Below are 23,702 nucleotides of genomic sequence, written 5' to 3' on the forward strand. Positions count from 1 at the left end.
TCCGAATCAATGCCGCAGAGAGGCCACCCCTTCCGCGATATTGCGCTGCGAAGCGGTGGTAAAACCATACGCCGGCCCGGGTGACACCTTCGTCACCAGAGGCCGGCGGCTCTGCGGATGCTGCAATTCATTTCGTAGTTCATTCTATTTATCGCCGCTTCTGCTGCTTTTTTCAGCGGTTTTCGCGTCTGGACGATAAAAATAGCCACTGATTATAATCAAACCAGTAATTTTTATTCAAGGAAAATCGGGCAGTGTTGTTGCCGCACGTTATTGAGGCTTGCGCGGCTGGAAACGCACGATCGCTTCGCCGGCCGCCGTGGTCTTCGGCGCCGGGCGGAAAGCGTGGCCGAAGATGACTTCGAAACTCAGGCCCAGCTTGCCATCCGGGCGCCGCCCCGCTTCGAGCGCAGCGCGCATCCGTGCCCAGGCCGCCCGCCCCACCAGGCTGCGCCGGCGCGTGTCGAGGGGGTTGCCACCCAGCGCGCGCACGTCGGCCAGCAGCGCCTCGGGCGTGTCGTAGGTGACGGTAATGCGCTCGACATCCATCACCGGGGTGGAAAACCCGGCTTCGACCAGCTGGTCGCCAAAGTCGTGCATGTCCACGAAAGGCAGCGTGTGGGGAGTGTCGTCCATGGCGGCGAAGGCGGTGCGCAGTTCGGCAAATGTATCCGGACCGAAACTCGAGAACATCAGCAGGCCGTCCACCCGCAGCAGGCGGCGCCATTCGGCAAACACGCGATCCGGCTGGGGATGCCAGTGCAGCGCCAGGTTCGACCACAGCAAATCGACCGAGTTCACGCCAAATGGCAGGTTGGCGAAGTCGCCGCACAGGATATCGACGCCGGCCTTGGCCGGCAACAGGCGGCTGAGCATCTGGTTGAGCGAACGCATGCCCGGCGCCGAGCCAGGTGCGGCACTGGCCAGCGCGGCCATGGCGGGCACGGCGTCGATGCCCAGGATCTGGGCCGCCGGATAGGTTTTCTGCAACAGCGCCAAATCGGCCCCGGCGCCGCAGCCGGCATCGAGCACCTGTTTCGGGACAATCTTGACCAGTTGCAGGCGCTCGTGCATGCGCGCGGCGATCTCGCGGCGCAGGAAATCGGAAGGGGCGATGCGTTCCGGCCGGGCAAAGAGCCGGCGCACGCGCGCGCCGTCGATCGGCGCGCTCATCTTGGAAGGGGGTTGCGGTGATGCCATGGTTGTGGAGCGGACAAATGAGATAATGGCGGGAGTGTACATGGTTGCGTGAGCCCCAACCGATGCGTGAGCCGAAGCCCCAGACGATGCCCCTGCCCCCTGGCCTGCGTTTCCTGCCGCGCTGGCCGCGCGCCCTGCCCGGCGCGCTGCTGCGCAGCCTGCTGCCATCGAGCTGCGTGCTGTGCAGCATGCCCGGGGACGAGGCGGTCTGCCCGGCCTGCGCGCTGGCGCATATCGACGACAGCGCCGCACGCTGTGCCTGCTGCGCCAACCCGGTCGGCGTCCAGGATGCCGGACGCCATTGCGGCGCCTGCCTGGCCGACCCGCCGGCCTTCGACGCCACGGTGGCCGCCTGCGACTATACGGCCCCAGCCGACCGCCTGGTGCTGCAACTGAAATTCGGCGCCCGGCTGGCGCTGGCGCCCTGGATGGCGCGGCGGCTGGGCGACGCGGCGCAGGCTTGCCAGGGCCTGGCCCTGCCCGCGCTGCTGTGCCCGGTGCCGCTGGGCCCGCGCCGCCTGGCCGAGCGGGGCTATAACCAGGCGCTCGAGGTGGCGCGGCCCCTGGCACGGGCGCTGGGCGTCGCGCTGGCGCCGCGGCTGGTGGAACGGGTGCTCGAGACGGCTGCCCAGTCGGGCGTGGCGCCGGGCGCGCGGCGCAGCAACGTACGGGGGGCCTTTGCCCTGCGCGATGGGCAAGCCAGCCTGCACGGCCTGCACGTCGGCGTGGTCGACGACGTCATGACCAGCGGCCATACACTCGACGAACTGGCCGGCGTGCTCAAAGCGGCCGGCGCGGCGCGCGTGACGAACTTCGTGTTCGCGCGCACGCCACCGCACTGATATGCCAACCAAGGAGAACGCGTTGTTCCATGTCGTACTGGTCGAACCAGAAATCCCGCCGAATACCGGCAATGTCATCCGCCTGTGCGCCAATACCGGCGTGCAGCTGCACCTGATCGAGCCGCTCGGCTTTCCGCTGGACGACGCCAAGATGCGCCGCGCCGGGCTGGACTACCACGACTACGCCACCATGAAGGTGCACAAGGACTGGGATGCCTTCCTGGCCGACCTGCGGCCCGACCCCGCGCGCATGTTCGCACTGACCACCCACGGCTCCTCGCCCTTCGCGAACGCGCAATTCCGGCCGGGCGACGTGTTCGTGTTCGGTCCCGAATCGCGCGGCCTGGATCCGGCGCTGCGCAACAGCTTCGACCCGGCGCAGCGCATCCGCCTGCCGATGATGCCGGACAACCGCAGCCTCAACCTGTCGAATACGGTGGCCGTGGTGGTCTATGAAGCCTGGCGCCAGAACGGCTATCTCGGCGGCGCCTGAGCTCGCTGTCTACCTCGAACGTGCCTAACAGCAATGTTACATTACTGTGGCTGGCCGGCGACACATTATGGAAATATTTGCACCGTAACGCGACCATATCGACCGCGCAGGAGTAGGCTGAATGCATCGGTTCCATCGCTGCACCCTGCACCTGTTCGAGGTAATACATGAAGAAGCTTCTCCCAAGCGCCGTCCTGGCGCTCTGCTGCACCGCGGCCCACGCCGATCCCATCTCCTGGGGTTTTTCCTTCAACGGTTTCTACGACAGCGTCACCGACAGCTTCCTGCCGCAGGAAGTCATCAGCGGCTCGTTCCGCGGCGACGACCTCAACGGCGACGGCCTGCTGGCCAGGGAGGAGCTGGTGTCCCTGGTGGTCGGCGAACTCGACTACATCGCCTGCGCCTCCTCCAGCAACGCCTACTACCAGTGCGGCGCCACCAGCTTCTCGTTCTCGCAGGACAAGGGCCTGAACTTCAGCGTCGGCAGCTACGGCAGCGACCCCGAAGGCTGGGTCGGCGGCGGGCGCCTGATCACGACCGGCGACCAGCACTATGCCTACGACTTCAATCCGTCCATGACGGTCGAGCGCCACCTCTACTGGACCAGCGACACCCGGCTGTCGATGAGCTCGATGATGGCGGCGGTGCCGGAGCCGCAGACCTGGACCATGTTCGGGCTGGGGCTGCTGGGACTGGCGTGGCGGGCGCGGCGCAGCAGCCAAGCCAGCTAAGGCGGGCGGCATGCGGCATGCGGGCTGCCGGGGGTGATGGCGGCTTGCTGTATCATCGCGGCTTGAAAACGAAAGCCGCGCATGCTCATCATCACCATCAAACAGGGTAAGGAAAAAGGCCTGCTGGCCGGCGACCCCTGGATCTATCTCTCCGCCATCGACAAGGTCGACGGCAAACCCTCCGAGCGCAACAAGCCCGGCGCCACCGCGATCGTGCAGTCGTCCTCGCGCCAGTTCCTGGCCCGCGCCGCCTACAACGCCAAGTCGCAGATCGCCGCCCGCGTCTGGACCCTGCGCGAAGACGAGCCGGTCGACCACGCCATGATCAAGCGCCGCGTGCAGTCCGCCATCGCGCGCCGCGCGGTGGCGCTGGACATCGCCGACCCGCAGGCGCTGGTCCTGCTCGTCGATGGCGAAAAGGATGGCTTGCCGGGGCTGCTGGTGCACAGCTATGGCGGCCGCGCGGGCTACCTGGTGTGCCAGTTCAATGCCGGCGGCGTCGACCAGTGGAAGGTGCCGGTCGTGCAGGCCCTGCTGAAGGCCACGGGCTGCGCCAATGTGTACGAACGCTGCGACCCGCTGGTGCGCAAGAGCGAAGGCTTGCCCGTCACGCCGGGCGCGCTGGCCGGCGACGAGCCGCCAAGCAAGCTGATGGTCCGCGAAGGAAACCGCCTGGCGCCGATGGATATCCGCACCGGCTTCACCTACCCGCGCTGACGCGCCGGTTCACCAGAACAGACAAGGAGCCGACATGGCCAAGAAAGAAGAAGCACTCGACGAAGAAACGCTGGCGTTCATCCACTGGTGCATCGAGGTGGAGGGATTCCTCGTTGCCGGCGGCGCCACCGTCAAGCAGGCCCAGGACCATATCGAAGAACAGGTCGAATGGTTCACCGACCAGTTCTACGACGGTTTGACGCCCGAAGAAGCGGCCAAGGAAGCACTGGCCTGAATGCCGATCGGCCCGCCCTGGCGGGCCGATGCGTTTTACCCGCGGATCTTCGCCACCAGTTTCGTGGTCGAGCGCTCGTGCTCGAAATCGATTGCCACGGCGCGCCCGCCATAGGCCAGCACCGCCTGCCCTTCCGGAATCGCGGTCATGTCGTAGTCGCCGCCCTTGGCATAGATTTCGGGGCGCGCCTCTTGCACCACTTCCAGCGCCGTGTCCTCGTCGAACTCCACCACCAGGCTCACCGACTCCAGCGCGGCCAGCACCGCCATGCGGTCGGCCAGGGTATTGTGCGGCCGGTCGTCGCCCTTGCCCAGGCGCTTGACCGAGGCATCGGTATTGGCGGCCACCACCAGCGAGGCGCCCAGTTCGCGCGCCTGCGCCAGGTAGGTCACGTGCCCGCGGTGCAGAATGTCGAATACCCCGTTGGTCAGCACCACGGGTTTGGGCAGGTGGGCGATACGCTGGGCCAGTTCGGCGCGCGTGCAGATCTTGTTTTCAAATGAAGGCATGGATATTCAGGTAGGTGGTGCATCTGGATCGGGTTCTTCTTCCACGGCCATCGACAACTCGGTGGCCTTGCCCCCGCCGCCGTCCGGCCCCTTGCGCTCGCCCGAGAGCTTGATCTGCAGGCGCAGGCCGTTGGCCGAATCGGCGTTGCGGATCGCCTCGTCGTAGCCGATCAGCCCCTTGTTATACAGCTCGTAGAGCGCGCCGTCGAAGGTGACCATGCCCAGCTCGCGCGACTTGTGCATGATCTCCTTGATGTTCTGGAAGTTCCCTTTCAGGATCATCTCCGAAATCGTCGGGGTGTTGAGCAGGATCTCGATGGCGGCCTTGCGGCCCTTGCCGTCCTCGGTGCGCACCAGGCGCTGCGAGACCACGGCGCGCAGGTTCGACGACAAATCCATCAACAGCTGGTTGCGGCGCTCTTCCGGGAAGAAGTTGATGATCCGGTCCAGGGTCTGGTTGGCATTGTTCGCGTGCAGGGTGCCCAGGCACAGGTGGCCGGTCTCGGCAAAAGCGATCGCGTGCTCCATGGTTTCGGTGTCGCGGATCTCGCCGATCAGGATCACGTCCGGCGCCTGGCGCAGCGTGTTCTTCAGGGCGTTGTGCCAGGAATGCGTGTCGACCCCGACTTCGCGGTGGGTCACCAGGCAGCTCTTGTTCTTGTGGACGTACTCCACCGGGTCTTCCACGGTGATGATGTGGCCGGCCGAATTGCTGTTGCGGTAGTCGATCATGGCCGCCAGCGTGGTCGACTTGCCCGAACCGGTGCCGCCGACGACCAGCACCAGGCCGCGCTTGGTCATCACGACATCTTTCAGCACCTCGGGCAGGTCGAGCTTCTCGAAGTTCGGGATCTCGGAGGCGATGGTGCGCACCACCATGCCCACGCTTTGCTGCTGCACGAAGACGTTGACGCGGAAGCGGCACACGCCCGGCAGCGAGATCGCGAAATTGCATTCCATCTCGGCTTCGAATTCCGCGCGCTGGCGCTCGTTCATCAAGGACAGGGCGAGTGCGCGCGTGACTTCGCCGGACAGGCGCTGCTGGCTCAGCGGCTTCATGGCCCCCTGGTGCTTCATGCTCGGCGGAAAATCGCTGGAGATGAACAGGTCGGAGCCGCCCTGCTGGTGCATGACCGTCAGGAGCTTGTGGATATAGGCCTGGGCTTCCGCCGGGCCGAAGGTTGAAGACATGGGTACCTCTCGAGAACGCAGGCGAAAATCCTGCCGGGCAATTATATCGACTATGATTTCACCTATACCCACTGAATGAAAATCTTGGCTGACTAAAAGCCAACATTGTGTCAGGATGCACGTCAATACGGCCGCAACATCCTGGGACCGATACCTATGACATTGACCGAGCTGAAATACATCGTCGCCGTTGCGCGCGCCCGCCACTTCGGCCATGCCGCCGAAGCCTGCTTCGTGGCCCAGCCCACCCTGTCCGTCGCCATCAAGAAGCTCGAAGACGAGCTGGGCGTGACGCTGTTCGAGCGCGGGGGCTCCGAGGTCTCGGTGACGCCGCTGGGCGCCCAGATCGTGGCCCAGGCCGAGCGCGTGCTGGAGCAGACCGCCGCCATCAAGGAACTGGCCAAGCAGAACAAGGACCCGCTCGCCGGTCCGCTGCGCCTGGGCGTGATCTACACCATCGGGCCCTACCTGCTGCCGCCCCTGGTGCGCAACCTGATCGACACCGTGCCCCAAATGCCCCTGGTGCTGCAAGAAAATTTCACCCACAAGCTGCTGGAACTGCTGCGCCAGGGCGAGCTCGACGCCGCCATCGTGGCGCTGCCGCTGCCGGAGCACGGGATGTCGATGCAGACCCTGTACGACGAGCCCTTCGTGGTGGCCATGCCGCGCACCCACCCCTGGGCCGGCCGCAAGGAGATCCCGGCCGACGACCTGAAGCTGGAAACCATGCTGCTGCTGGGCGCGGGCCACTGCTTCCGCGACCAGGTGCTGGAAGTGTGCCCGGAGATGGCGCGCTATTCGTCGCCGGGCAACGGCATGCAGCGCACCTTCGAGGGCTCTTCGCTCGAGACCATCCGCCACATGGTGGCCAGCGGCATCGGCCTGACCGTGCTGCCGCGCGCCTCGGTGGCCGACATGCACGATCCCCACGGCCTGCTGACCTATGTGCCGTTTGCCCACCCGACGCCCTCGCGCCGTGTCGTGCTGGTCTGGCGCAAGAGCTTCACGCGGCGCGCGGCCATCGATGCGGTGGCGCGCGCGGTCGGCGAATGCCGGCTGCCGGGCGTGGAAATGGTCAGGCTGGAAGTGGCTGCCTGAGGCTGCTTTTTAAGCTTATCAATCGTAAATACAAGCGCCATAGCAATGACCGACTGTCGGTAGTATTTACAATGACTACCGGTTTTGATTACCCATTTTTCATAAGCGCTTGAATCCACGCCTTATTTTGTGAATGGCCCGCTTTATGCTTACAGCATTGGAGCTTCATTCATAACTAAAGGGGGATTTCATGAAACAGTTCATCGGTCGTCTATTTTTCGGTGTGGCACTTCTGGCAGGTTCGGCACAGGCTACGCAGCTGAGTTTGCCCGCCGCCAATGAAATGTCGGTTACTACTTATAACGGCTTCAACATCTATTCGCTCGACCTGCTGCGGCAGTGCGCGGCAGCCGGCGATCCACGCTGCCTGCCCGCTTCCGGCCTGCCGGTCCAGTCTTCTCCAGGGCAGATTGCAGACCAGGCGATCGTGCTGGTGGGGTCGAACGGTCCGGACAACACCCCGCCCTTCAATGTGGGCGATCCGGTCGACGATCCTTTCGTGACGCCCGAGGGCAACCAGAGCTCGACCTACGTGATGACGGATGCCGCAGGCCAGTTCACCGGCGATCGGGCAAACACTTGGGAAATTTCCCTTAGCCTGCTGCGCACTTACCTCGACGGCAACGACCTGGTCTTCCTGTTCGATAACAACCAGCGAGGCTCGGGCATGAGCCAGTGGCTCAATGTCTGGGGCCAGGCCCGCATCATCGATGCCGCCGGCAACACCGTCAACGACCTGTGCTTCGAGCTCAGCACGGGCAGCGGATGCAGCGCCGCCTCGCTCGCGAACTACCTGCCGGTGGCAGCCAATTTCTGCGTGAACAAGACCACGGGGGTGTCGTATAACATCGGCACGGCGTCCAATGCCAATTCCTGCGGCCCGCAAGGCTATTACGTTGAAAACAACCTGAGCACCAGCGTTGCGGAGTTTGCCGCGTTCAACCAGACCCTGAGCGACGCCGTGTATAACCTCGTCAATGGAAACTACTTCCTGTCGCTCGACGTCCGCTATACGGGCAACAACGGTGGTTCCGAAGCGCTCTGGATCTGCAGCGATTGCAACGTCGCCGGTCCCAACCAGATTCCCGAGCCGGCAACCCTGCCGCTCATGCTGATGGGCTTCGTTGCAGCCGGCATGTTCGCCCGCAAGTCGCGCAGCTGACTCGTCCGGTGCATACGACAAAGGAGCCTCGCGGGGCTCCTTTTTCTTGGCGCTGTCACCGCAAGGTGTAGAAATTGAACTGTTGAGTTCTTGCGAAGTCCAACCTCCCGTCTGATCGAGCGTTGGATGGGATATGAACGGGACAGGGTTTAGCAGGTGGCTGAAGAAACTGCCCTCGCTGACGCGCCGCCAGCGAGGCCAACTGCTGGACGCCTTGCAACCTGCAATCGGGTTCGAGCGCGTCTGCGCGGCAATTGCGCAAGCCCAGCCCAAGCCATGCTGCCCGGCTTGCAGGGCCGACAAGTCCTACCGCCATGGCTTTACCCGCGGCATCCAGCGTTACCGCTGCCGCGCTTGCCGCAGAACCTTCAGTGCGCTGAGCGGCACGCCCTTGTCGCGATTGCGCCATCGCGCCAAGTGGCTTGACTACCTTGAAAGGATGCTCGAGACGCAAAGCGTGCGCGCGGCCGCCAAGGCAGTCGGCGTACACCGCAACACCAGCTTTCGCTGGCGCCACCGTTTTCTTGCATTGGCCAAGCACGACCGGGCCGAGCGCCTGACGGGCATTGCCGAAGCCGATGAAATGTTTTTACTGGAGTCGCAAAAGGGTTCACGCACCCTGGACCGGCCTGCGCGGCGACGCGGTGGGGTTGCCTCCACGCGCGGGATCACGCACGAACACGTCTGCATCCTGGTGGCGCGCGACCGCACCGGGCAGACGCTCGACTTCATCACGGGCCGCGCTGCAGTGACCAAACGGCAGTTGCACCGTCACCTCGGCGCCAGGCTCGACAAGGATGTGCTCCTAGTGACCGATGGGCATCGCGCCTACCGGGCTTTTGCGCGCGAAGCAGGCATTGCTCACGCTTTCGTGAATCTGCGACTTGGCGAACGGGTGCGCGGCGTCGTCCATGTTCAGAACGTCAATTCCTACCACCAGCGTTTTCGCCAATGGCTCACCCGTTTCCATGGCGTTGCCTCCCGCTACCTGTCCAACTACCTGGGCTGGCGCTGGGCACTCGATGGCGAGCGGATTACTTCAGCAGAGCGGCTGCTGCGAGCGGCGCTGGGCATCTTCCACACATAACGAGGACAGCGCCGTTTTCTTGCTGGCGCAGGTCGGCCGGCGCCCACAGCCACTGTAAGATTTTCCGACCTCGACAGTACCCGACCGCTCAGTTGCCGGCCGCGCGCACCCGCGCCAGCTGGCGGTCGAGCGCGTTGGCGAAATTGCGGCTGTCGGCCTGGCTGAAGGCGGCCGGCCCGCCGGTATCGACGCCGCTGCCGCGCAGCTCTTCCATGAAGGCGCGCATGGTCAATTGCTGGGCGATCGTATCCTTGGTGTACCACTCGCCGCGCGGGTTGAGCGGCAGCCCGCCCTTGTCCAGCACCAGCGCCGCCAGCGGAATGTCGCCGGTCACGACGATGTCGCCGCTACGCACGCGCTCGACGATCTCGGCATCGGCCACGTCGGCGCCGCTCGGCACCTGCAGCGCGCGGATGAAGCGCGAGCCCGGCACGCGGATCAGCTGGTTGGCGACCAGCGTCACGTTGATCTGCGTACGCTCGGCAACGCGAAACAGGATGTCCTTGATGACGCCGGGACAGGCATCGGCATCGACCCAGATGTGCATGATGAAAATGGAAGAGGTTGTCGGCTGTCGATTGTACGGCAACCCCTTCCCTGTCGCACGAGCGAACGATGCGATCAATCGTCCCGGCGGCGGCGCGCCGCCAGCAGGCCGGCCAGGCACAGCATCGGCAGCATCAGCATGGTCGTCGACGGCTCGGGCACGCTGGCCGTGATGGTGAAGGCGTCGCCCACGCGCAGGCCGGCCGTATCGAGCAGCCAGTCCTGGCCGCCGCCCAGCACGTTCCCGAACTGGAACTCGGCATATTCCGGCGTGGCGAAGCTGATCGCCGCCGCGAGCTCGCCCGCCTGGACCGTGCCGAGCGTGCCGAAGGCCGGCGTGACGCTGCCGGCGCCGGCAAAGCGGACGCCCTGCAGGCTGAAGGTAAACCGGTCCAGGCCGGCCCCGGCCAGGTTGCGCACCAGGGCGTTGAAGCTCAAGGGGCCGGCCAGGTCGCCCTGCTCGAGCACGAAGCCCAGGGTCGTGGTGGAAAAGTCCTGCAGGTCGAGGTCGAAGGAGACGACGCCGGCGCTGCTGTAGTCGGTGACGGTATTCGAACCCGTCGTGCCGGTCAGCAGCGCTGCCTGGGCGGACACGGACAGGACCAGCGCGGCCAGGCCGCCGAAAAGTTTAGTGAAATTCATGAAGTTCCCCTATCGATTAATTTAATTGAATTACAGCGGACCCTTGGCCCACGGACCGGTAATGGCGAAGGTCACGCCCGGCGTCTGGATGTTCACGAACAGGTAGCGCCCGGTCGGGTCGAAGCAGGCGCCGGCGAATTCGTTGGCGCGCTGGTCGCCCGCGAGCGAGGCCAGCTTGCCGGCGGTCTGCAGCTGGTTGGCGGTCAGGTTGATGTTGTTCTTGGCGAAGATGTAGGCGTCGCCCAGGCCGGTCAGGCCCATCAGGCGCTGGCCGAAACCGAAGGAGTCGGTGGCGGCGGTCGAGGCGTCTTCGCAGATCAGGATGGCGTTGCGCGGGCTGACGGTCAGGTTGTCGCCCATGTTCCCCACCAGCTGGCTCGGGCTCGAGTAGATGCAGGTGAGCACCTGGCTGGCCAGGTCCAGCTCCCAGATGCTGCCGCGCTGCACGGCGCCGCCGGAGGTGTCCATCACGTACATCTTGCCCTGCGCATACCAGATGCCTTCGCCGCGGTTCATGCGCGCCGCGCCCTGCAGCCAGCCCTGCACGAAGGGGCCGGCGGCATTGGTGATGCGCACGCCGCTCGGACCGGTGGCGTCGCCGCGGTTGGCGTCCGGGTTGGCGATATCGACCCACTCCAGCTCGTATTTCGCGTCGACCGGGACATTGGCCAGGTTGACGTTGTTGACGCCCTTGACCTTGGCCATCTGCAGCACGCCGCCCATCGCCAGCGTGCCCGGCGCACCCGTGCGGATGTCCGGCACGTAGCGGTAGAAGCCCGACTTGCCGCCCGAATCCTCGGTCTGGTAGACGATGCCGGTGAGCGGATCGACGGCCGCGGCCTCGTGGCCGAAGCGGCCCATGCCGATGATCGGCTGGCCGGTGGTCAAGGCCGGGTCCGAGTGCACTTCGAACACGTAGCCGTGCTTCTTGCCCGAGGCGCTGACCGCGTCCGAGCTGACCTCTTCGCAGGTGAGCCAGGTGCCCCAGGGCGTGATGCCGCCGGCGCAGTTGGTCTGGGTGCCGCCCAGGCTCGGGGTCATGCTGACCCAGTTACCGTCGCGGAACAGCAGATTGGTGGTGCCGCCGCCGAACTTGTTGGTGCTGCCGCTGCTCACCGCGCCGTTGTCGAACACGCCGGGCGCGTTCAGGAAGTTGACCGGCGCGGTGCCGCCGAGTTCGTGGTTACGCACCAGCACCAGTTCGGTGCTGCGGCCGACCTTGCGCGTCAGCACCACGCCCATGCCGTCGTGGCCGCCCGGGCAGGTTTTACCGTCGGTCATCAGGTCGCCGCGCCAGCCGAAGCTCTTGTAGGTAAAGCCGGCCGGCAGCTGCAGCAGCGGCAGGCCGGTGGTGATGTCGTTGGTGGGTGCGATTGGGCCGTAAGGGCTGGCAACCAGGGTGGTGGCGCCGTTGGCGGCGCTCGCCTGTTGCGCTTGCAGCGCGGCAAAGGCGCCGACGAAAGGCAGCGCGGCGGAGCCGGCCAGGCCCTTGAGCAGGTTGCGGCGTTGCGGCGAGGTATGCGTGTCAGTCATGCTGGGCTTCTCCAAAGGGTGAGGGAGCCGGACGGCGGATCGATCTGCCCGGCGGTTGCAGGGTGCGCCGATGCATTAAAACAAACGAAGATGTCCGTTCCATGACAACAAAATGGCAACATTGCCGGAACGGCTGGATCGACCGGGGGAATGGCCGGGATGCGCCCGGCGGCGCGCAAGCGGGACAAAGGCTTTAGAATCGCTGTCTTCTGCTCAACAGTTCTTGCACGCCAAGACAAGGAATCAATGAACAAGCTGGCGCTCTATTTCCGCCTGGTGCGGGCCGACAAGCCGGTCGGCATCCTGCTGCTGCTCTGGCCTACCCTGTGGGCGCTGTGGATGGCGTCGAGCGGCGTGCCCGCCCCCCTGGTGCTGCTGATCTTCGTGCTCGGCACGGCCTTGATGCGCTCCGCCGGCTGCGCCATCAACGACTACGCCGACCGCGACTTCGACAAGCATGTCAAGCGCACGGCCGAGCGGCCGCTTACCAGCGGCAAGATCCGCGGCTGGGAAGCGGTGATGGTGGCGGCCGTGCTGTCGCTGCTGGCCTTCCTGTTGATCCTGCCGCTGAACACGCTGACCAAGCAGCTGTCGGTCGCGGCCCTGATCGTGGCGGGCACCTATCCCTGGTTCAAGCGCTTCTTTGCGATCCCCCAGGCCTACCTGGGCATCGCCTTCGGCTTCGGCATCCCGATGGCCTTCGCCGCCGTGCAGAACACGGTGCCGGCCGTGGCCTGGTGGCTGCTGGTGGCCAACGTGTTCTGGGCGGTGGCCTACGACACCGAGTACGCGATGGTCGACCGCGACGACGACCTGAAGATCGGCATCCGCACCTCGGCCATCACCTTCGGACGCTTCGACGTCGCCGCCGTCATGCTCTGCTATGGCGCCGCGCTGGCGATCGACCTGGTATGCGGCTGGTACCTCGGGCTGCGCTGGTGGTTCGTGGCCGGGGTCGTGGTGGCGGCCGCCCTGGCGCTCTACCACTACACCCTGATCCGCCGGCGCGAGCGCATGGATTGCTTCAAGGCCTTCCGCCACAACAACTGGCTGGGCGCCGCACTGTTCGCAGGTGTCGCACTCGACTATACATTCAGGTAATATTGCACAAAAGGCATTCATTCACCGCATCCACTTACCTAAGCGAGGCTCGTCATCATGATGGAAAAGATCCCTACCCAAACCGGCACCCGTGACCAGCTGCTGTCGGACCTGAAGACCGTGATCCAGGACGCCGAAGCCTGGCTGCGCAATGGCGGCCACCTGACCGGCGACGAGCTCAAGGCCGCCAAGGCCAAGTTCGAACAGACCCTGGCCGGCGCCAAGGAAAGCCTGGGCGAATACCAGCAGACCGTGGTCGAGAAGACCAGGGAGGCCGCCAAGGTCACCGACGAATACGTGCACGAGAATCCATGGAAGTCGGTGGGCCTGGGCGCCGCCGTCGGCGTCGTCATCGGCCTCTTGATCGCTCGCCGCTGATCCCGGGACGGCGCGCATGAGCCTCATCGCGAACGTCAAGGCGCTCGGCGCCAGCACACTGGATCTGCTGCGCACGCGGCTCGAACTGGCGGCCATCGAGCTGCAGGAAGAGACGCGGCGCCTGTTCGGCTACCTGGCCTGGGCGCTGACCGCGGCGCTGCTGGCCTTCGTCGGCCTGCTGCTCGCCGTGCTGTTCGTGCTGGTGCTGTTCTGGGACAGCCACCGCCTGCTGGCGGTCGGCGGCATGACCGCTTTGTTCGCGCTGGGCAGCCTGTTCGCCGTCTCCCGGCTGCGCGCCGGCCTCAAGGCGCGCCCGCCCGTGATGGCGGCGACCCTGGCCGAGCTGCGCAAGGATGCCGGTTCGCTCAAGGGAGAATCCCTCCATGAAGGCTGACGCCAATACGCTGGCCGCGCGCCGCGCAGCGCTGGTGGAACGCTGCGCCGACCAGCGCGCGCAGGTGGCTTACGAATACGCCGCGCTGGCCTCGCCCGCGACGCTGGGCGTGGTGCCGGCAGTACTGATCCGGCACCGCAAGACCGCGCTGGTGGCTGCCGGCGTGGCGGCCGGCCTGTTCATCGTCAAGCCGAAATGGGCGGTCGGCATCGCCACCGGCGCCGTGTCGGCCTACCAGCTGGCCCAGCGCCTGCTGCCGATCCTGCGCTGGAAAGGCTTCGAGATTCACTGACGCACCCGCCCCGTCCTCGACGGGGCGCTCCCCTCCTGCTGCACTCCCCCGCCTAACACATCAGTTCGCCCGCACAATTGCGTATTGGTGCAAATACGACAATTTTTGCCATTTGTAAAAATATTTTCGAGACGTATGTATGCACGTTTGACCTCTTGATCTCCCAAAAGGAATACTCATCAGGCGGCACCACGGAAATGCCGTGTTCCAGCTGAGCATCCCGGAGACAACAACATACCAAGAGGAGCATCATCGTGAGACCATCCCGTCGTCGTTTTTCCCTCGTTGCAGCACTCGTCATGGCCCTGGGCGCCCAGGGCCACGCCACCGCTGCCGTCACCAGCCTGGTGCCGGTCGTCACCGGCACCCTCGCCTCGGCCAGGACCGACAGCCAGTTTGCCCAGGAGCTGAACAAGCAGCTCGCCAACGTCTACTACGACGTCATCGTCGTCTTCGACAAGAAGGAGAGCGCGGCGCGGCTCTCGGTCCTGGGCCGCAAGTTCAAGACCTATAAAGTGCTGCCGATGGCGCGCGTGCTGCTGACCAAGGCCGAGATCGGCCAGGTGGCCGGCTGGGCCGAGACCCGCTTCATCGAGCCGAGCCGCACCCAGCGCCTGCTCAATGCCGAAGGCCGCGCGATGACCCGCGCCGAGGAAGTGCAGCGCGTACTGGGCCTGGACGGCACTGGCGTGACGGTGGCCATCATCGACACCGGCGCCGACGGCCTGCACCCCGACATGGGCAACGTCAGGAAGAACTACGAGGTGGCGGGCGCGCTCGGCAACGATCCGACCCAAGTGTACGTGTCGCTCACGCCGAACGGCATCGATGTGGGGACCTCGATCGTCGAACGCCATATCGACGGCATCGGCACGCAATGGAACACCGACGAATACGGCCACGGCACCCACTGCATCGGTACCATCGCCGGCACCGGCGCCGATTCGGACGGCAACCTGCGCGGCATGGCGCCCAAGGCGACCATCATCAGCTACGGCGCCAGCGCCGGCATCAACCTGCCCTTCACGCTGGAAGCCTACGACCATGTCATCGCCAGCAAGCGCGACGGCGTTGCCGACATCCGTGTGCTCAGCAATTCATGGGGCAGCTCGAGCTACGGGCCCTTCAACCCGAACCAGGCGACCAACGTCGCCTCGCGCCTGGCCTTCGAACAGGGCGTCCTGTCGATCTTTGCGGCCGGTAACGACGGCGCGGGTCCGAACACCATGAACCCGTATTCGAACGCCCCGTATGCGCTGGGCATCGGCGCCACCAACAAGGCCTACGGCATGGCCGGCTTCTCGTCGCGCGGGCGGCCGGACGGCAACCACGACCGCGAGCTGGCGCTGGCCAACCTGACGCTGTTCCTGGCCGCCAGCGCCGATGAGCAGGCGGCCTGGGACCACGCCGCCAAGCCGCTCGGCATCGACCGCCCGGCCATCGTCGCGCCGGGCGAGAACATCGTCTCGGCCCAGAATCCGGTGCATCCGATGACCGCCTCCGGCACCAACTACGGCGCCGCCTCCGGCACCTCGATGGCGACCCCGCACGTGAGCGGCATCGCCGCGCTGGTGCACCAGGCCCAGGACAAGAAAGGCGGAGCGCGCCTGGCGCCGCTGGACGTGATCCGCCTGCTCGAGGTCACCGCCAACAAGCAGGTCATGGCCGGCTACGACACCCATGACGCGGGCGCCGGCTTCGTCGACGCGCGCAAGGCGGTCGATGCCGTGAACGCCGGCGCCATCCCGGCCGCCGTCACGGCCGGCGACCTGGTGAGCTTCAATCCGGGCCCGATGCGCGTGGCCAGCGGCACCTATGCCGGCGCCGCCACGCTCAACTCCTTCCAGACCAATACCGGCTACGGCCTGCACAAGGTCACGGTCGAACCGGGCGCCATCAAGCTGTTCGCCGATGCCGCCTGGGCGCTGGAAGCGAACAACCTGTACGTCAGCCTGTACGCGCCGGGCGTGGACCCGGCTACGGGCGTGGGCTTCGCGGCCCAGTCGGCCGGCCTGACGACGGTGCAGAAATACCGCTCGGTCGAGGTCAAGTTCCCGCAGGCCGGCGTCTGGCATGTGCGGGTGGATGGACGCGTGAACCTGGTCTCGACCGACTACACCGGCAAGTATGAAGTGACGGTGCCGGACAACGTGCCGCCCACCGCCGAACTCACGCTGGGCAGCACCCGCGTGGCCAGCGGCCAGCCGGTCACGATCGGCGCCAGGGTGATGGACGCCAACGGCGTGGCCAGCGTGGCCGAGGTGCAGGTGAAGGTCGTGACCAGCGACGGCAAGGTGCTGCAGTCCTTCGACAAATCGGGCTTCGTGCAGCAGGGCGAGGCCCTGGTGTTCTCGAAAGCCGTGACCCTGTCGGGCAAGGCGCCGTGGACGGTGGAAGTGCGCGCGGTGGACGATGGGGCCCAGGCCGCAGTGAAGCAGGCGACGATCGGCCGCAAGTAAGCCGGCGTGCCGTTGGGCGATGCGGCTTGGGCCGCATCGCCTTGCGTTCAATCCTTTCCGAGCTCGTCGCCCAGCTCGCGCCCGCGCGCGCTGGCGGCCTGCATGGCCTTGACGATCGCCCCCTTGACGCCCGAGGCGTCCATGCTCTCGATCGCCGCATGGGTGGTGCCGCCTTTCGAGGTGACGCGCTGGCGCAGCAGCTCCACCGGATCGCTCGACTGCGCCGCCAGCTGCGCGGCGCCGGTGAAGGTGGCCAGCGCCAGCTTGCGGCCCTGCTCCGCATCCAGCCCCATGTCGACAGCCGCCTGCTGCATCGCTTCCAGGAAGTAGAAGACATAGGCCGGGCCGCTGCCCGAGACCGCCGTCACCGGGTCGATCAGCTCTTCGCTGTCCAGCCACACGGTCTGGCCGACCGCGCGCATGACATTGTCGGCGGCCTGGCGCTGCGCCGCATCGACGTCCGGCTGCGCCACCATGCCGGTGATGCCCATGCCGATCAGCGCCGGCGTGTTCGGCATCGAACGCACGATGCGCCGATAGCCTCCCAGCCAGCGCGACAAGTCGGCGATCCGGATGCCGGCCGCGATCGACAGCACCAGCGGCTGGCCGCCCAGCTGCGGCTTCAGGCTTGCTGCGACCTCGCGCATCTGCTGCGGCTTGACCGCCAGCACGACGATGTCGCAGCCGGCCACCTGCACGTCGATGCCGCCGGCCGTGCTCACCCCGTACTGGCTGGCCAGGCGATCGAGCGCCTCGACATTCGGGTCCACCACGTGCAGGCTGCCGGCGCCGGTGAGTTGGCCGGCCAGGCCCGCGACCAGGGCCGTGGCCATGTTGCCGCCGCCGATAAACGCAATTTTCATTCGATTCCTTGATGGGACTTATTCATAGTGGCGGGCGCCGAAGATGGCGCTGCCGACCCGCACGATGGTCGCGCCTTCCTGCACCGCCGCCGGCAGGTCGCCCGACATCCCCATCGACAGCGTGTCGAGCGCCAGGCCGCCGGCGCGCAGGGATTCGAACAGCTTGCGCAGGCGCGCAAAGGCGGCGCGCTGCTGGGCAGGGTCGGTGCTCGGTTCGGGGATCGCCATCAGGCCGCGCAGGCGCAGGTTGGGCAGCTGCATGACCTGGCGCGCCAGCTCGGGCAGCTCGGCTTCGCCGGCGCCGCTCTTGGTGGCTTCGCCGCTGATGTTCACCTGCAGGCAGATGTCCAGGGGCCCGAGCTCGGGGGGGCGCTGCTCGGACAGGCGCTGCGCGATCTTCAGGCGCTCGACCGTGTGCACCCACCGGAAGCTGGTGGCGATCGGCCGCGTCTTGTTGCTCTGGATCGGGCCGATGAAATGCCATGCCACCGGAATGGATGGTTGCAGGCGCGCCACTGCCTGCATCTTGTCGAGCGCCTCCTGCAGGTAGTTTTCGCCGAAGGCGCGCTGCCCCGCGGCAATGGCTTCGACCACCGCCTCAGGGGGAAAGGTCTTCGACACGGCCAGCAATTGCACCTCGTTTTGCCCCCTGCCGGCCAGGGCGCAGGCCGCCTTGATTGTCGCTTCGACAGCTTGCAAGTTCGCGGCGATTATGGACATAATGATTTTCTATAGGAAATATTTTGAGTCGCAGCGCGGCAGGTCGCCAGGGCGCCGCTCATCGCACAGGGATTATAAATGGACATTTCGGAACTTCTCGCGTTCTCCGTGAAGAACAAGGCCTCGGACCTGCATCTCTCGGCCGGCCTGCCGCCGATGATCCGGGTGCATGGCGACGTGCGCCGCATCAACCTGCCGCCGCTGGAGCACAAGGACGTGCACGGCATGATCTATGACATCATGAACGACGGCCAGCGCAAGCAGTACGAAGAGATCCTCGAGTGCGACTTCTCGTTCGCGATTCCCGGCCTGGCGCGTTTCCGCGTCAACGCCTTCAACCAGGAACGCGGCGCCTCGGCCGTACTGCGCACGATTCCTTCGAAGATCCTGTCGCTGGAAGAACTGAACGCACCGAAGATCTTCGGCGAGCTGGCCATGCGCCCGCGCGGCCTGGTGCTGGTGACCGGCCCGACCGGCTCGGGCAAGTCGACCACGCTGGCGGCCATGGTCAACCACCTGAACGAAAACGAGTACGGCCACATCCTCACCATCGAGGACCCGATCGAATTCGTCCACGACTCCAAGAAATGCCTGATCAACCAGCGCGAAGTCGGCCCGCACACGCTCTCGTTCAGCAACGCGCTGCGCTCGGCCCTGCGCGAAGACCCGGACGCGATCCTGGTCGGCGAATTGCGCGACCTGGAAACCATCCGCCTGGCGCTGTCGGCGGCCGAGACCGGCCACCTGGTGTTCGGAACCCTGCACACCTCGTCGGCCGCCAAGACCATCGACCGTATCGTCGACGTCTTCCCGGCCGAGGAAAAAGAGATGGTGCGCGCCATGCTGTCGGAGTCGCTGCAGGCGGTGATTTCGCAGACCCTGCTCAAGACCAAGGATGGCTCGGGCCGCGTGGCGGCGCACGAGATCATGATCGGCACCCCGGCGATCCGCAACCTGATCCGCGAAGCCAAGATCGCCCAGATGTACTCGGCCATCCAGACCGGCAGCAACGTCGGCATGCAGACGCTCGACCAGAACCTGACCGACCTGGTGCGCCGCAACGTGATCTCCAGTGCCGCCGCCCGCGGCGCCGCGAAGATCCCCGAAAACTTCCCCGGCTAAGGATCAGCGATGGAACGCGACCAGGCATCCAAATTCATGTTCGACCTGCTGCGCCTGATGACCAGCAAAGGCGGCTCGGACCTGTTCATCACCGCAGGCTTCCCGCCCGCGATCAAGATCGACGGCAAGATGACGCCGGTCTCGAACCAGCCGCTCAACGCCACGCACACGAACGACCTGGCGCGCGCCATCATGAACGACAAGCAGGCGGCCGGCTTCGAGCTCTCGAAGGAATCGAATTTCGCGATCAGCCCGGGCGACCTGGGGCGCTTCCGCGTCTCGGCCTTCATGCAGATGGGCTGCGTGGGCATGGTGCTGCGCGTGATCACCACCACCATCCCGAAATTCGAGGACCTCGACCTGCCGGACACGCTCAAGGACGTGATCATGTCCAAGCGCGGCCTGGTGATCATGGTCGGCGCCACCGGTTCGGGCAAGTCGACGACGCTGGCCGCCATGGTCGGCTACCGCAACGAGAACAGCTACGGCCACATCATCACGATCGAAGACCCGGTCGAATTCGTGCACCCGCACCGCAACTGCGTGATCACGCAGCGCGAAGTGGGCGTGGATACCGACAGCTTCGAGGCGGCCCTGAAGAATTCCCTGCGCCAGGCCCCGGACGTGATCCAGATCGGCGAGATCCGCGACCGCGAGACCATGGAACATGCGATCGCCTTCGCCGAGACCGGCCACCTGTGCCTGGCCACCCTGCACGCCAACAGCTCGAACCAGGCGCTGGACCGCATCATCAACTTCTTCCCCGAGGAGCGCCGCCAGCAGCTCCTGATGGACCTGTCCCTGAACATGAAGGGCCTGATCTCGCAGCGCCTGATCCCGAAGAAGGAAAGCAAGGGCCGCGTGGTGGCGATGGAAATCCTGCTGAACTCCCCGCTCATCTCCGACCTGATCTTCAAGGGTGACGTCCATGAGATCAAGGAGATCATGAAGAAGTCGCGCGAGCTGGGCATGCAGACCTTCGACCAGGCCCTGTTCGACCTGTACGAGGCGGACAAGATCTCGTACGAGGACGCGCTGCGCAATGCGGATTCCGTCAACGACCTGCGCCTGAACATCAAGCTCAACAGCAAGCACGCGAAGAACCGCGATTTCTCGGCGGGGATGGAGCACCTCGGGATCGTCTGATCCTAGCCGGGACCGGGATGGGGCGGAGGGCGTGCGACGCCTCCGCCCCGTTTTCCGTTATGGTGGATCCCCATTCAAGGAGATTCGCCAACGTGAGTATGCGCGACGAGTCGCCGCCCCCGTGCGAGCTGCTGCCCATCACCGAAGTCGAGCGCCAGACCGGCATCCGCCAGGCCACCTTGCGCATGTGGGAAAGACGCTATGGCTTTCCCCAGCCCTCGCGCGACCGCCACGGCGACCGCGTCTATCCGCCGCACCAGGTCGAGCGCCTGCATGCCGTGCGGCGCCTGATCGATCAGGGTGTCAGGCCCGGCAAGATCTTTTCGGGCGCGGTCGCCATCGAAACAGCCGCCCCCTGCACGGCGCGCGTCCACGCCGCCGCACCCCACTACCAGCACGTCGTCACCCTGCTGCGCGACTACCGCCTGTCCGAACTGCACGCCTCGTTCCGGCGCCGCTTGCTCGAACTCGGGCTGCGCCGCTTCGTCATCGAATTCCTGGCCCCGTTGTCGGTCGAAGTCGGGCTGGCATGGAACCGCGGCCAGCTGCCGGTGCGATGCGAGCACCTGTTCGGACAACTTGCCGCTGCGGTGCTGCAGGCCGAACTGGCCGCCGTACGCCTGCTGGAAGGCGGACACCCGAAAGTCCTGCTCGCCACTCTCGGAGGCGAAACCCATGCCCTCGGCATCCTGATGGCCGAAGCGGTGCTGGCCTCGTTCGAGGCGGCCTGTATCCCGCTCGGGACCGATACCCCACTGCTGGAGGTCACCGCGGCGGCGCGCGAGACGGGCGCCGACATCGTTGCCCTGTCCTTCAGCTCGTATTTCCCCCGGCGCAGCCTGGCGCACGACGTGCCAGCGCTGCGTACCGCCCTGCCTCCCGCCACCATGCTGTGGATCGGCGGCGATGGCGCGCGTCACTGGGCCGTGCCCGCAAGCGGTATCGAGACCTTCGATACGCTCGAAGCGATCGAACCAGCGCTGGAGCGCTGGCAGGCATCGCGCGTCCAGCCGGCGGCGCTGCGGCGTCCCATGTAGACCTGTTCAATATCTTTCGGCCATCTTTTCGTTGCGCCGAAGAAACAACTTAAAATCACCTTTCGTTGTCGGTGAACCGCTTTGTATTGCACAGTCCGTTAAGTGTGCACCGGTCACCCATTCCGGGTAAGCGTGCTGTGCTGTACAAAGCAGCCGGATCGTGAACTTGCACCCTCATACGGTATTTACTTGCCGCTTGGCACTGCCATCATGCACTGATATCGTGCATTGACGGACTGCCCGACAACGGGCGAAGACTCAACGATAAACAGCGCGTCGCGGGGAGACCACCATGGCGCGCGAACCCTCTATTTTCTGGATTCATCATGTTCAACAGAATGAAAGTCGGCACCCGCCTGATCGCGGGCTTCATGGCCCTGACCATGCTGGGCGCCATCGTCGCAGCCATCGGCATCTACAACATGTCCACGCTGGCAGGCCGCACCCAGACCCTGTACGAAAAGGACTTGCTGGGTGTGTCGTATGTCAAGGAAGCCAATATCGACCTGATCTATATCGCCCGCGCCATGCGCAATGCGCTGCTGGTTTCGACCGAGGCGGAGCGCGCTGCAGCCTTGGCCAACGTCGAGAAGTCCAGCCGCTCGCTCAAGTCCAACCTCGACAAGGCGCGCCCGCTGTTCTACACCGACACCGGTAAACGCCAGTTCGCCGAGATGGAAACCATGCTCGGCGCGTACGACATCCAGCTTGCCGAGGTGACCAAGCTGACCTTGGCCGAGCCGCCGCAGCAAAACCGCGCCTCGGTCGACTACCTGTTCAAGAACGTGGCCCCGGTGGCCAATACGGTCGACAATGCCTTGACCGCGCTCACCAAGCTCAAAGAGCAGAATGCCGCCAACGCCGCCGCCGAGGCGAGCGCTCTGTATCAGTCGAGCCGCAGCCTGATGCTGCTGCTGGTGCTGGGCAGCGCCGCCGCCGGCGTCGGCCTGGGCGTACTGATCACCCGCGGCCTGACCCGCCAGCTCGGCGGCGAACCTGCCTATGCCAGCGATATCGCGACCCGCATCGCCGCCGGCGACCTGACCGTCGATGTCGCCGTGCGCAAGGACGACACCAGCAGCCTGCTGCACGCCATGAAGACCATGCGCGACAGCCTGGCGCAGATCGTCGGCGACGTGCGCCGCGGCACCGACGCCATTGCTTCGGCATCCGGTCAGATCGCCACCGGCAACCTGGACCTGTCGGCACGTACCGAGGAACAGGCCAGTTCGCTGGAAGAGACCGCGTCTTCGATGGAAGAACTGACCTCGACCGTGAAGCAGAACGCCGACAATGCCCGCCAGGCCAACCAGCTCGCGTTTTCGGCGTCGGAAGTGGCCGAGCGCGGCGGCACGGTGGTCTCGCAGGTGGTCGACACCATGGCCTCGATCAACGACTCGTCCAAGAAAATCGTCGACATCATCGGCGTCATCGACAGCATCGCCTTCCAGACCAATATCCTGGCGCTCAACGCCGCGGTCGAAGCGGCCAGGGCCGGCGAGCAGGGCCGCGGCTTCGCCGTGGTGGCCTCGGAAGTGCGCACCCTGGCGCAGCGCTCGGCGGCGGCGGCCAAGGAAATCAAGGGCTTGATCGACGATTCGGTCTCGAAGGTGGACATCGGCGCCAAGCTGGTGGACAACGCCGGCAGCACGATGGACGAGATCGTGGCCAGCGTGCGCCGCGTCACCGACATCATGGGCGAGATCTCCTCCGCCAGCCAGGAGCAGACCTCCGGCATCGAGCAAATCAACATGGCGGTCAGCCAGATGGACCAGGTGACCCAGCAGAATGCCTCGCTGGTCGAGGAAGCCGCCGCCGCGGCCGAATCGCTGCAGGAACAGGCCGGCAAGCTGGCGCGCCTGGTGTCGGTGTTCAAGGTCGACGCCGGCGGCGGCACCGGGGCGACCGCCAGCCCCGCCCCTGGCGCCGCTCACGCCAAACGCACTCAGCCGGCGAAGCGCCTCGATGCGCCGCGCGCGGCGCCCGCCACCCGCGCCAAGGCCGCGCACAAGGCGCCGAACGACACGGAGTGGGAAACCTTCTGATGCCGGGGCGGTAGGCCGGCAAAGCACCCGGGAACGAAAAACGGGGTCAGGTCCGCATGCTGGACCTGACCCCGTTGTCGATGGCGCTGTCACTGCAAGCTGTAGAAATTGAACTGCCGAGTTCTGGAGCGGTCAAACGATGATCTGATCGATTGTCGA

General features: G+C 65.6%; 25 protein-coding genes. 17 read left to right on the forward strand and 8 right to left on the reverse strand.

Annotation, left to right across the window (positions count from 1 at the left end):
- Window positions 1-270 precede the first annotated feature (270 nt).
- Complete coding sequence (locus tag AC3XQU_RS13380) at window positions 271-1,200, reverse strand: methyltransferase domain-containing protein (RefSeq protein WP_489874649.1); 930 nt, start codon at window positions 1,198-1,200, stop codon at window positions 271-273.
- Between the two features lie 86 nt (window positions 1,201-1,286).
- Between AC3XQU_RS13380 and AC3XQU_RS13385 the strand changes: the two genes are divergently transcribed.
- The 5 genes from AC3XQU_RS13385 (at window position 1,287) to AC3XQU_RS13405 (ending at window position 4,218) form a co-directional block, all read left to right on the forward strand.
- Complete coding sequence (locus AC3XQU_RS13385; protein WP_489874650.1) at window positions 1,287-2,042, forward strand: double zinc ribbon domain-containing protein; 756 nt, start codon at window positions 1,287-1,289, stop codon at window positions 2,040-2,042.
- 22 nt (window positions 2,043-2,064) lie between these two features.
- Window positions 2,065-2,535 carry a tRNA (uridine(34)/cytosine(34)/5-carboxymethylaminomethyluridine(34)-2'-O)-methyltransferase TrmL gene (gene trmL, locus AC3XQU_RS13390; RefSeq protein ID WP_489874651.1) on the forward strand — a complete coding sequence of 157 codons (471 nt, stop codon included), beginning with the start codon at window positions 2,065-2,067 and terminating at the stop codon, window positions 2,533-2,535.
- A gap of 167 nt (window positions 2,536-2,702) precedes the next feature.
- Window positions 2,703-3,266, forward strand: a complete 564-nt coding sequence (locus tag AC3XQU_RS13395; RefSeq protein ID WP_489874652.1) for a PEP-CTERM sorting domain-containing protein — start codon at window positions 2,703-2,705, stop codon at window positions 3,264-3,266.
- An 81-nt stretch (window positions 3,267-3,347) separates the two neighbouring features.
- Window positions 3,348-3,983 carry a class I SAM-dependent rRNA methyltransferase gene (locus tag AC3XQU_RS13400; RefSeq protein WP_489874653.1) on the forward strand — a complete coding sequence of 212 codons (636 nt, stop codon included), beginning with the start codon at window positions 3,348-3,350 and terminating at the stop codon, window positions 3,981-3,983.
- Window positions 3,984-4,017: 34 nt separating this feature from the next.
- Window positions 4,018-4,218, forward strand: a complete 201-nt coding sequence (locus tag AC3XQU_RS13405) for a hypothetical protein (RefSeq protein ID WP_489874654.1) — start codon at window positions 4,018-4,020, stop codon at window positions 4,216-4,218.
- Window positions 4,219-4,253: 35 nt separating this feature from the next.
- On the opposite strand, the gene AC3XQU_RS13410 is transcribed toward AC3XQU_RS13405, so the two are convergent.
- Both AC3XQU_RS13410 and AC3XQU_RS13415 read right to left on the reverse strand, forming a co-directional pair.
- Window positions 4,254-4,727 (reverse strand): adenylyltransferase/cytidyltransferase family protein, encoded by a 474-nt coding sequence (locus tag AC3XQU_RS13410; RefSeq protein ID WP_489874655.1) that lies wholly within the window; start codon window positions 4,725-4,727, stop codon window positions 4,254-4,256.
- Window positions 4,728-4,733: 6 nt separating this feature from the next.
- The gene (locus AC3XQU_RS13415; RefSeq protein WP_489874656.1) at window positions 4,734-5,918 is read right to left on the reverse strand and encodes a PilT/PilU family type 4a pilus ATPase; all 1,185 of its coding nucleotides are present in this window, start codon (window positions 5,916-5,918) and stop codon (window positions 4,734-4,736) included.
- A 156-nt stretch (window positions 5,919-6,074) separates the two neighbouring features.
- Between AC3XQU_RS13415 and AC3XQU_RS13420 the strand changes: the two genes are divergently transcribed.
- The 3 genes from AC3XQU_RS13420 (at window position 6,075) to AC3XQU_RS13430 (ending at window position 9,265) form a co-directional block, all read left to right on the forward strand.
- Entirely contained in the window at window positions 6,075-7,016 is a 942-nt protein-coding gene (locus AC3XQU_RS13420) for a hydrogen peroxide-inducible genes activator (RefSeq protein WP_489874657.1), read from the forward strand.
- Window positions 7,017-7,206: 190 nt separating this feature from the next.
- Window positions 7,207-8,178 (forward strand): PEP-CTERM sorting domain-containing protein, encoded by a 972-nt coding sequence (locus AC3XQU_RS13425; protein ID WP_489874658.1) that lies wholly within the window; start codon window positions 7,207-7,209, stop codon window positions 8,176-8,178.
- Window positions 8,179-8,311: 133 nt separating this feature from the next.
- The gene (locus tag AC3XQU_RS13430) at window positions 8,312-9,265 is read left to right on the forward strand and encodes an IS1595 family transposase (protein WP_489874659.1); all 954 of its coding nucleotides are present in this window, start codon (window positions 8,312-8,314) and stop codon (window positions 9,263-9,265) included.
- 88 nt (window positions 9,266-9,353) lie between these two features.
- Here the strand turns inward: AC3XQU_RS13430 and AC3XQU_RS13435 are convergent, their stop codons facing one another.
- The 3 genes from AC3XQU_RS13435 to AC3XQU_RS13445 form a co-directional block, all read right to left on the reverse strand.
- A complete protein-coding gene (locus AC3XQU_RS13435; RefSeq protein WP_489874660.1) occupies window positions 9,354-9,812 on the reverse strand; it encodes a YaiI/YqxD family protein in 459 nt (152 codons plus the stop codon).
- A 74-nt stretch (window positions 9,813-9,886) separates the two neighbouring features.
- On the reverse strand, window positions 9,887-10,453 hold the full coding sequence (locus tag AC3XQU_RS13440) for a PEP-CTERM sorting domain-containing protein (protein WP_489874661.1): 567 nt from the start codon (window positions 10,451-10,453) through the stop codon (window positions 9,887-9,889).
- 30 nt (window positions 10,454-10,483) lie between these two features.
- Window positions 10,484-11,986 carry a PhoX family protein gene (locus tag AC3XQU_RS13445; RefSeq protein WP_489874662.1) on the reverse strand — a complete coding sequence of 501 codons (1,503 nt, stop codon included), beginning with the start codon at window positions 11,984-11,986 and terminating at the stop codon, window positions 10,484-10,486.
- Between the two features lie 246 nt (window positions 11,987-12,232).
- Here AC3XQU_RS13445 and ubiA point away from each other — a divergent pair, with 246 nt between their 5' ends.
- From ubiA to AC3XQU_RS13470, 5 genes are all read left to right on the forward strand, one after another.
- On the forward strand, window positions 12,233-13,087 hold the full coding sequence (gene ubiA / locus AC3XQU_RS13450; protein WP_489874663.1) for a 4-hydroxybenzoate octaprenyltransferase: 855 nt from the start codon (window positions 12,233-12,235) through the stop codon (window positions 13,085-13,087).
- Between the two features lie 57 nt (window positions 13,088-13,144).
- On the forward strand, window positions 13,145-13,465 hold the full coding sequence (locus tag AC3XQU_RS13455) for an ElaB/YgaM/YqjD family protein (RefSeq protein WP_489874664.1): 321 nt from the start codon (window positions 13,145-13,147) through the stop codon (window positions 13,463-13,465).
- Window positions 13,466-13,481: 16 nt separating this feature from the next.
- Window positions 13,482-13,859, forward strand: a complete 378-nt coding sequence (locus AC3XQU_RS13460; protein ID WP_489874665.1) for a phage holin family protein — start codon at window positions 13,482-13,484, stop codon at window positions 13,857-13,859.
- Window positions 13,849-14,151, forward strand: a complete 303-nt coding sequence (locus tag AC3XQU_RS13465) for a hypothetical protein (protein ID WP_489874666.1) — start codon at window positions 13,849-13,851, stop codon at window positions 14,149-14,151. Before AC3XQU_RS13460 ends, AC3XQU_RS13465 begins: the two co-directional genes overlap by 11 nt.
- Before the next feature lie 254 nt (window positions 14,152-14,405).
- The gene (locus tag AC3XQU_RS13470; RefSeq protein WP_489874667.1) at window positions 14,406-16,610 is read left to right on the forward strand and encodes a S8 family serine peptidase; all 2,205 of its coding nucleotides are present in this window, start codon (window positions 14,406-14,408) and stop codon (window positions 16,608-16,610) included.
- Window positions 16,611-16,657: 47 nt separating this feature from the next.
- On the opposite strand, the gene proC is transcribed toward AC3XQU_RS13470, so the two are convergent.
- Window positions 16,658-17,473, reverse strand: a complete 816-nt coding sequence (gene proC / locus AC3XQU_RS13475; RefSeq protein WP_489874668.1) for a pyrroline-5-carboxylate reductase — start codon at window positions 17,471-17,473, stop codon at window positions 16,658-16,660.
- 18 nt (window positions 17,474-17,491) lie between these two features.
- Window positions 17,492-18,193 carry a YggS family pyridoxal phosphate-dependent enzyme gene (locus tag AC3XQU_RS13480; protein WP_489874669.1) on the reverse strand — a complete coding sequence of 234 codons (702 nt, stop codon included), beginning with the start codon at window positions 18,191-18,193 and terminating at the stop codon, window positions 17,492-17,494.
- Window positions 18,194-18,271: 78 nt separating this feature from the next.
- On the opposite strand from AC3XQU_RS13480, the gene AC3XQU_RS13485 reads away from it, so the two are divergent.
- The 4 genes from AC3XQU_RS13485 (at window position 18,272) to AC3XQU_RS13500 (ending at window position 23,543) form a co-directional block, all read left to right on the forward strand.
- The gene (locus AC3XQU_RS13485) at window positions 18,272-19,315 is read left to right on the forward strand and encodes a type IV pilus twitching motility protein PilT (RefSeq protein WP_489874670.1); all 1,044 of its coding nucleotides are present in this window, start codon (window positions 18,272-18,274) and stop codon (window positions 19,313-19,315) included.
- 9 nt (window positions 19,316-19,324) lie between these two features.
- Complete coding sequence (locus tag AC3XQU_RS13490; RefSeq protein ID WP_489874671.1) at window positions 19,325-20,461, forward strand: PilT/PilU family type 4a pilus ATPase; 1,137 nt, start codon at window positions 19,325-19,327, stop codon at window positions 20,459-20,461.
- Window positions 20,462-20,559: 98 nt separating this feature from the next.
- The gene (locus AC3XQU_RS13495; protein WP_489874675.1) at window positions 20,560-21,498 is read left to right on the forward strand and encodes a MerR family transcriptional regulator; all 939 of its coding nucleotides are present in this window, start codon (window positions 20,560-20,562) and stop codon (window positions 21,496-21,498) included.
- Window positions 21,499-21,824: 326 nt separating this feature from the next.
- Window positions 21,825-23,543, forward strand: coding sequence for a methyl-accepting chemotaxis protein (locus AC3XQU_RS13500; protein ID WP_489874672.1), 1,719 nt, complete (start codon window positions 21,825-21,827; stop codon window positions 23,541-23,543).
- The last annotated feature ends 159 nt before the right edge of the window (window positions 23,544-23,702 follow it).

It is taken from the genome of Telluria sp. AZSoR62, from assembly GCF_058111565.1.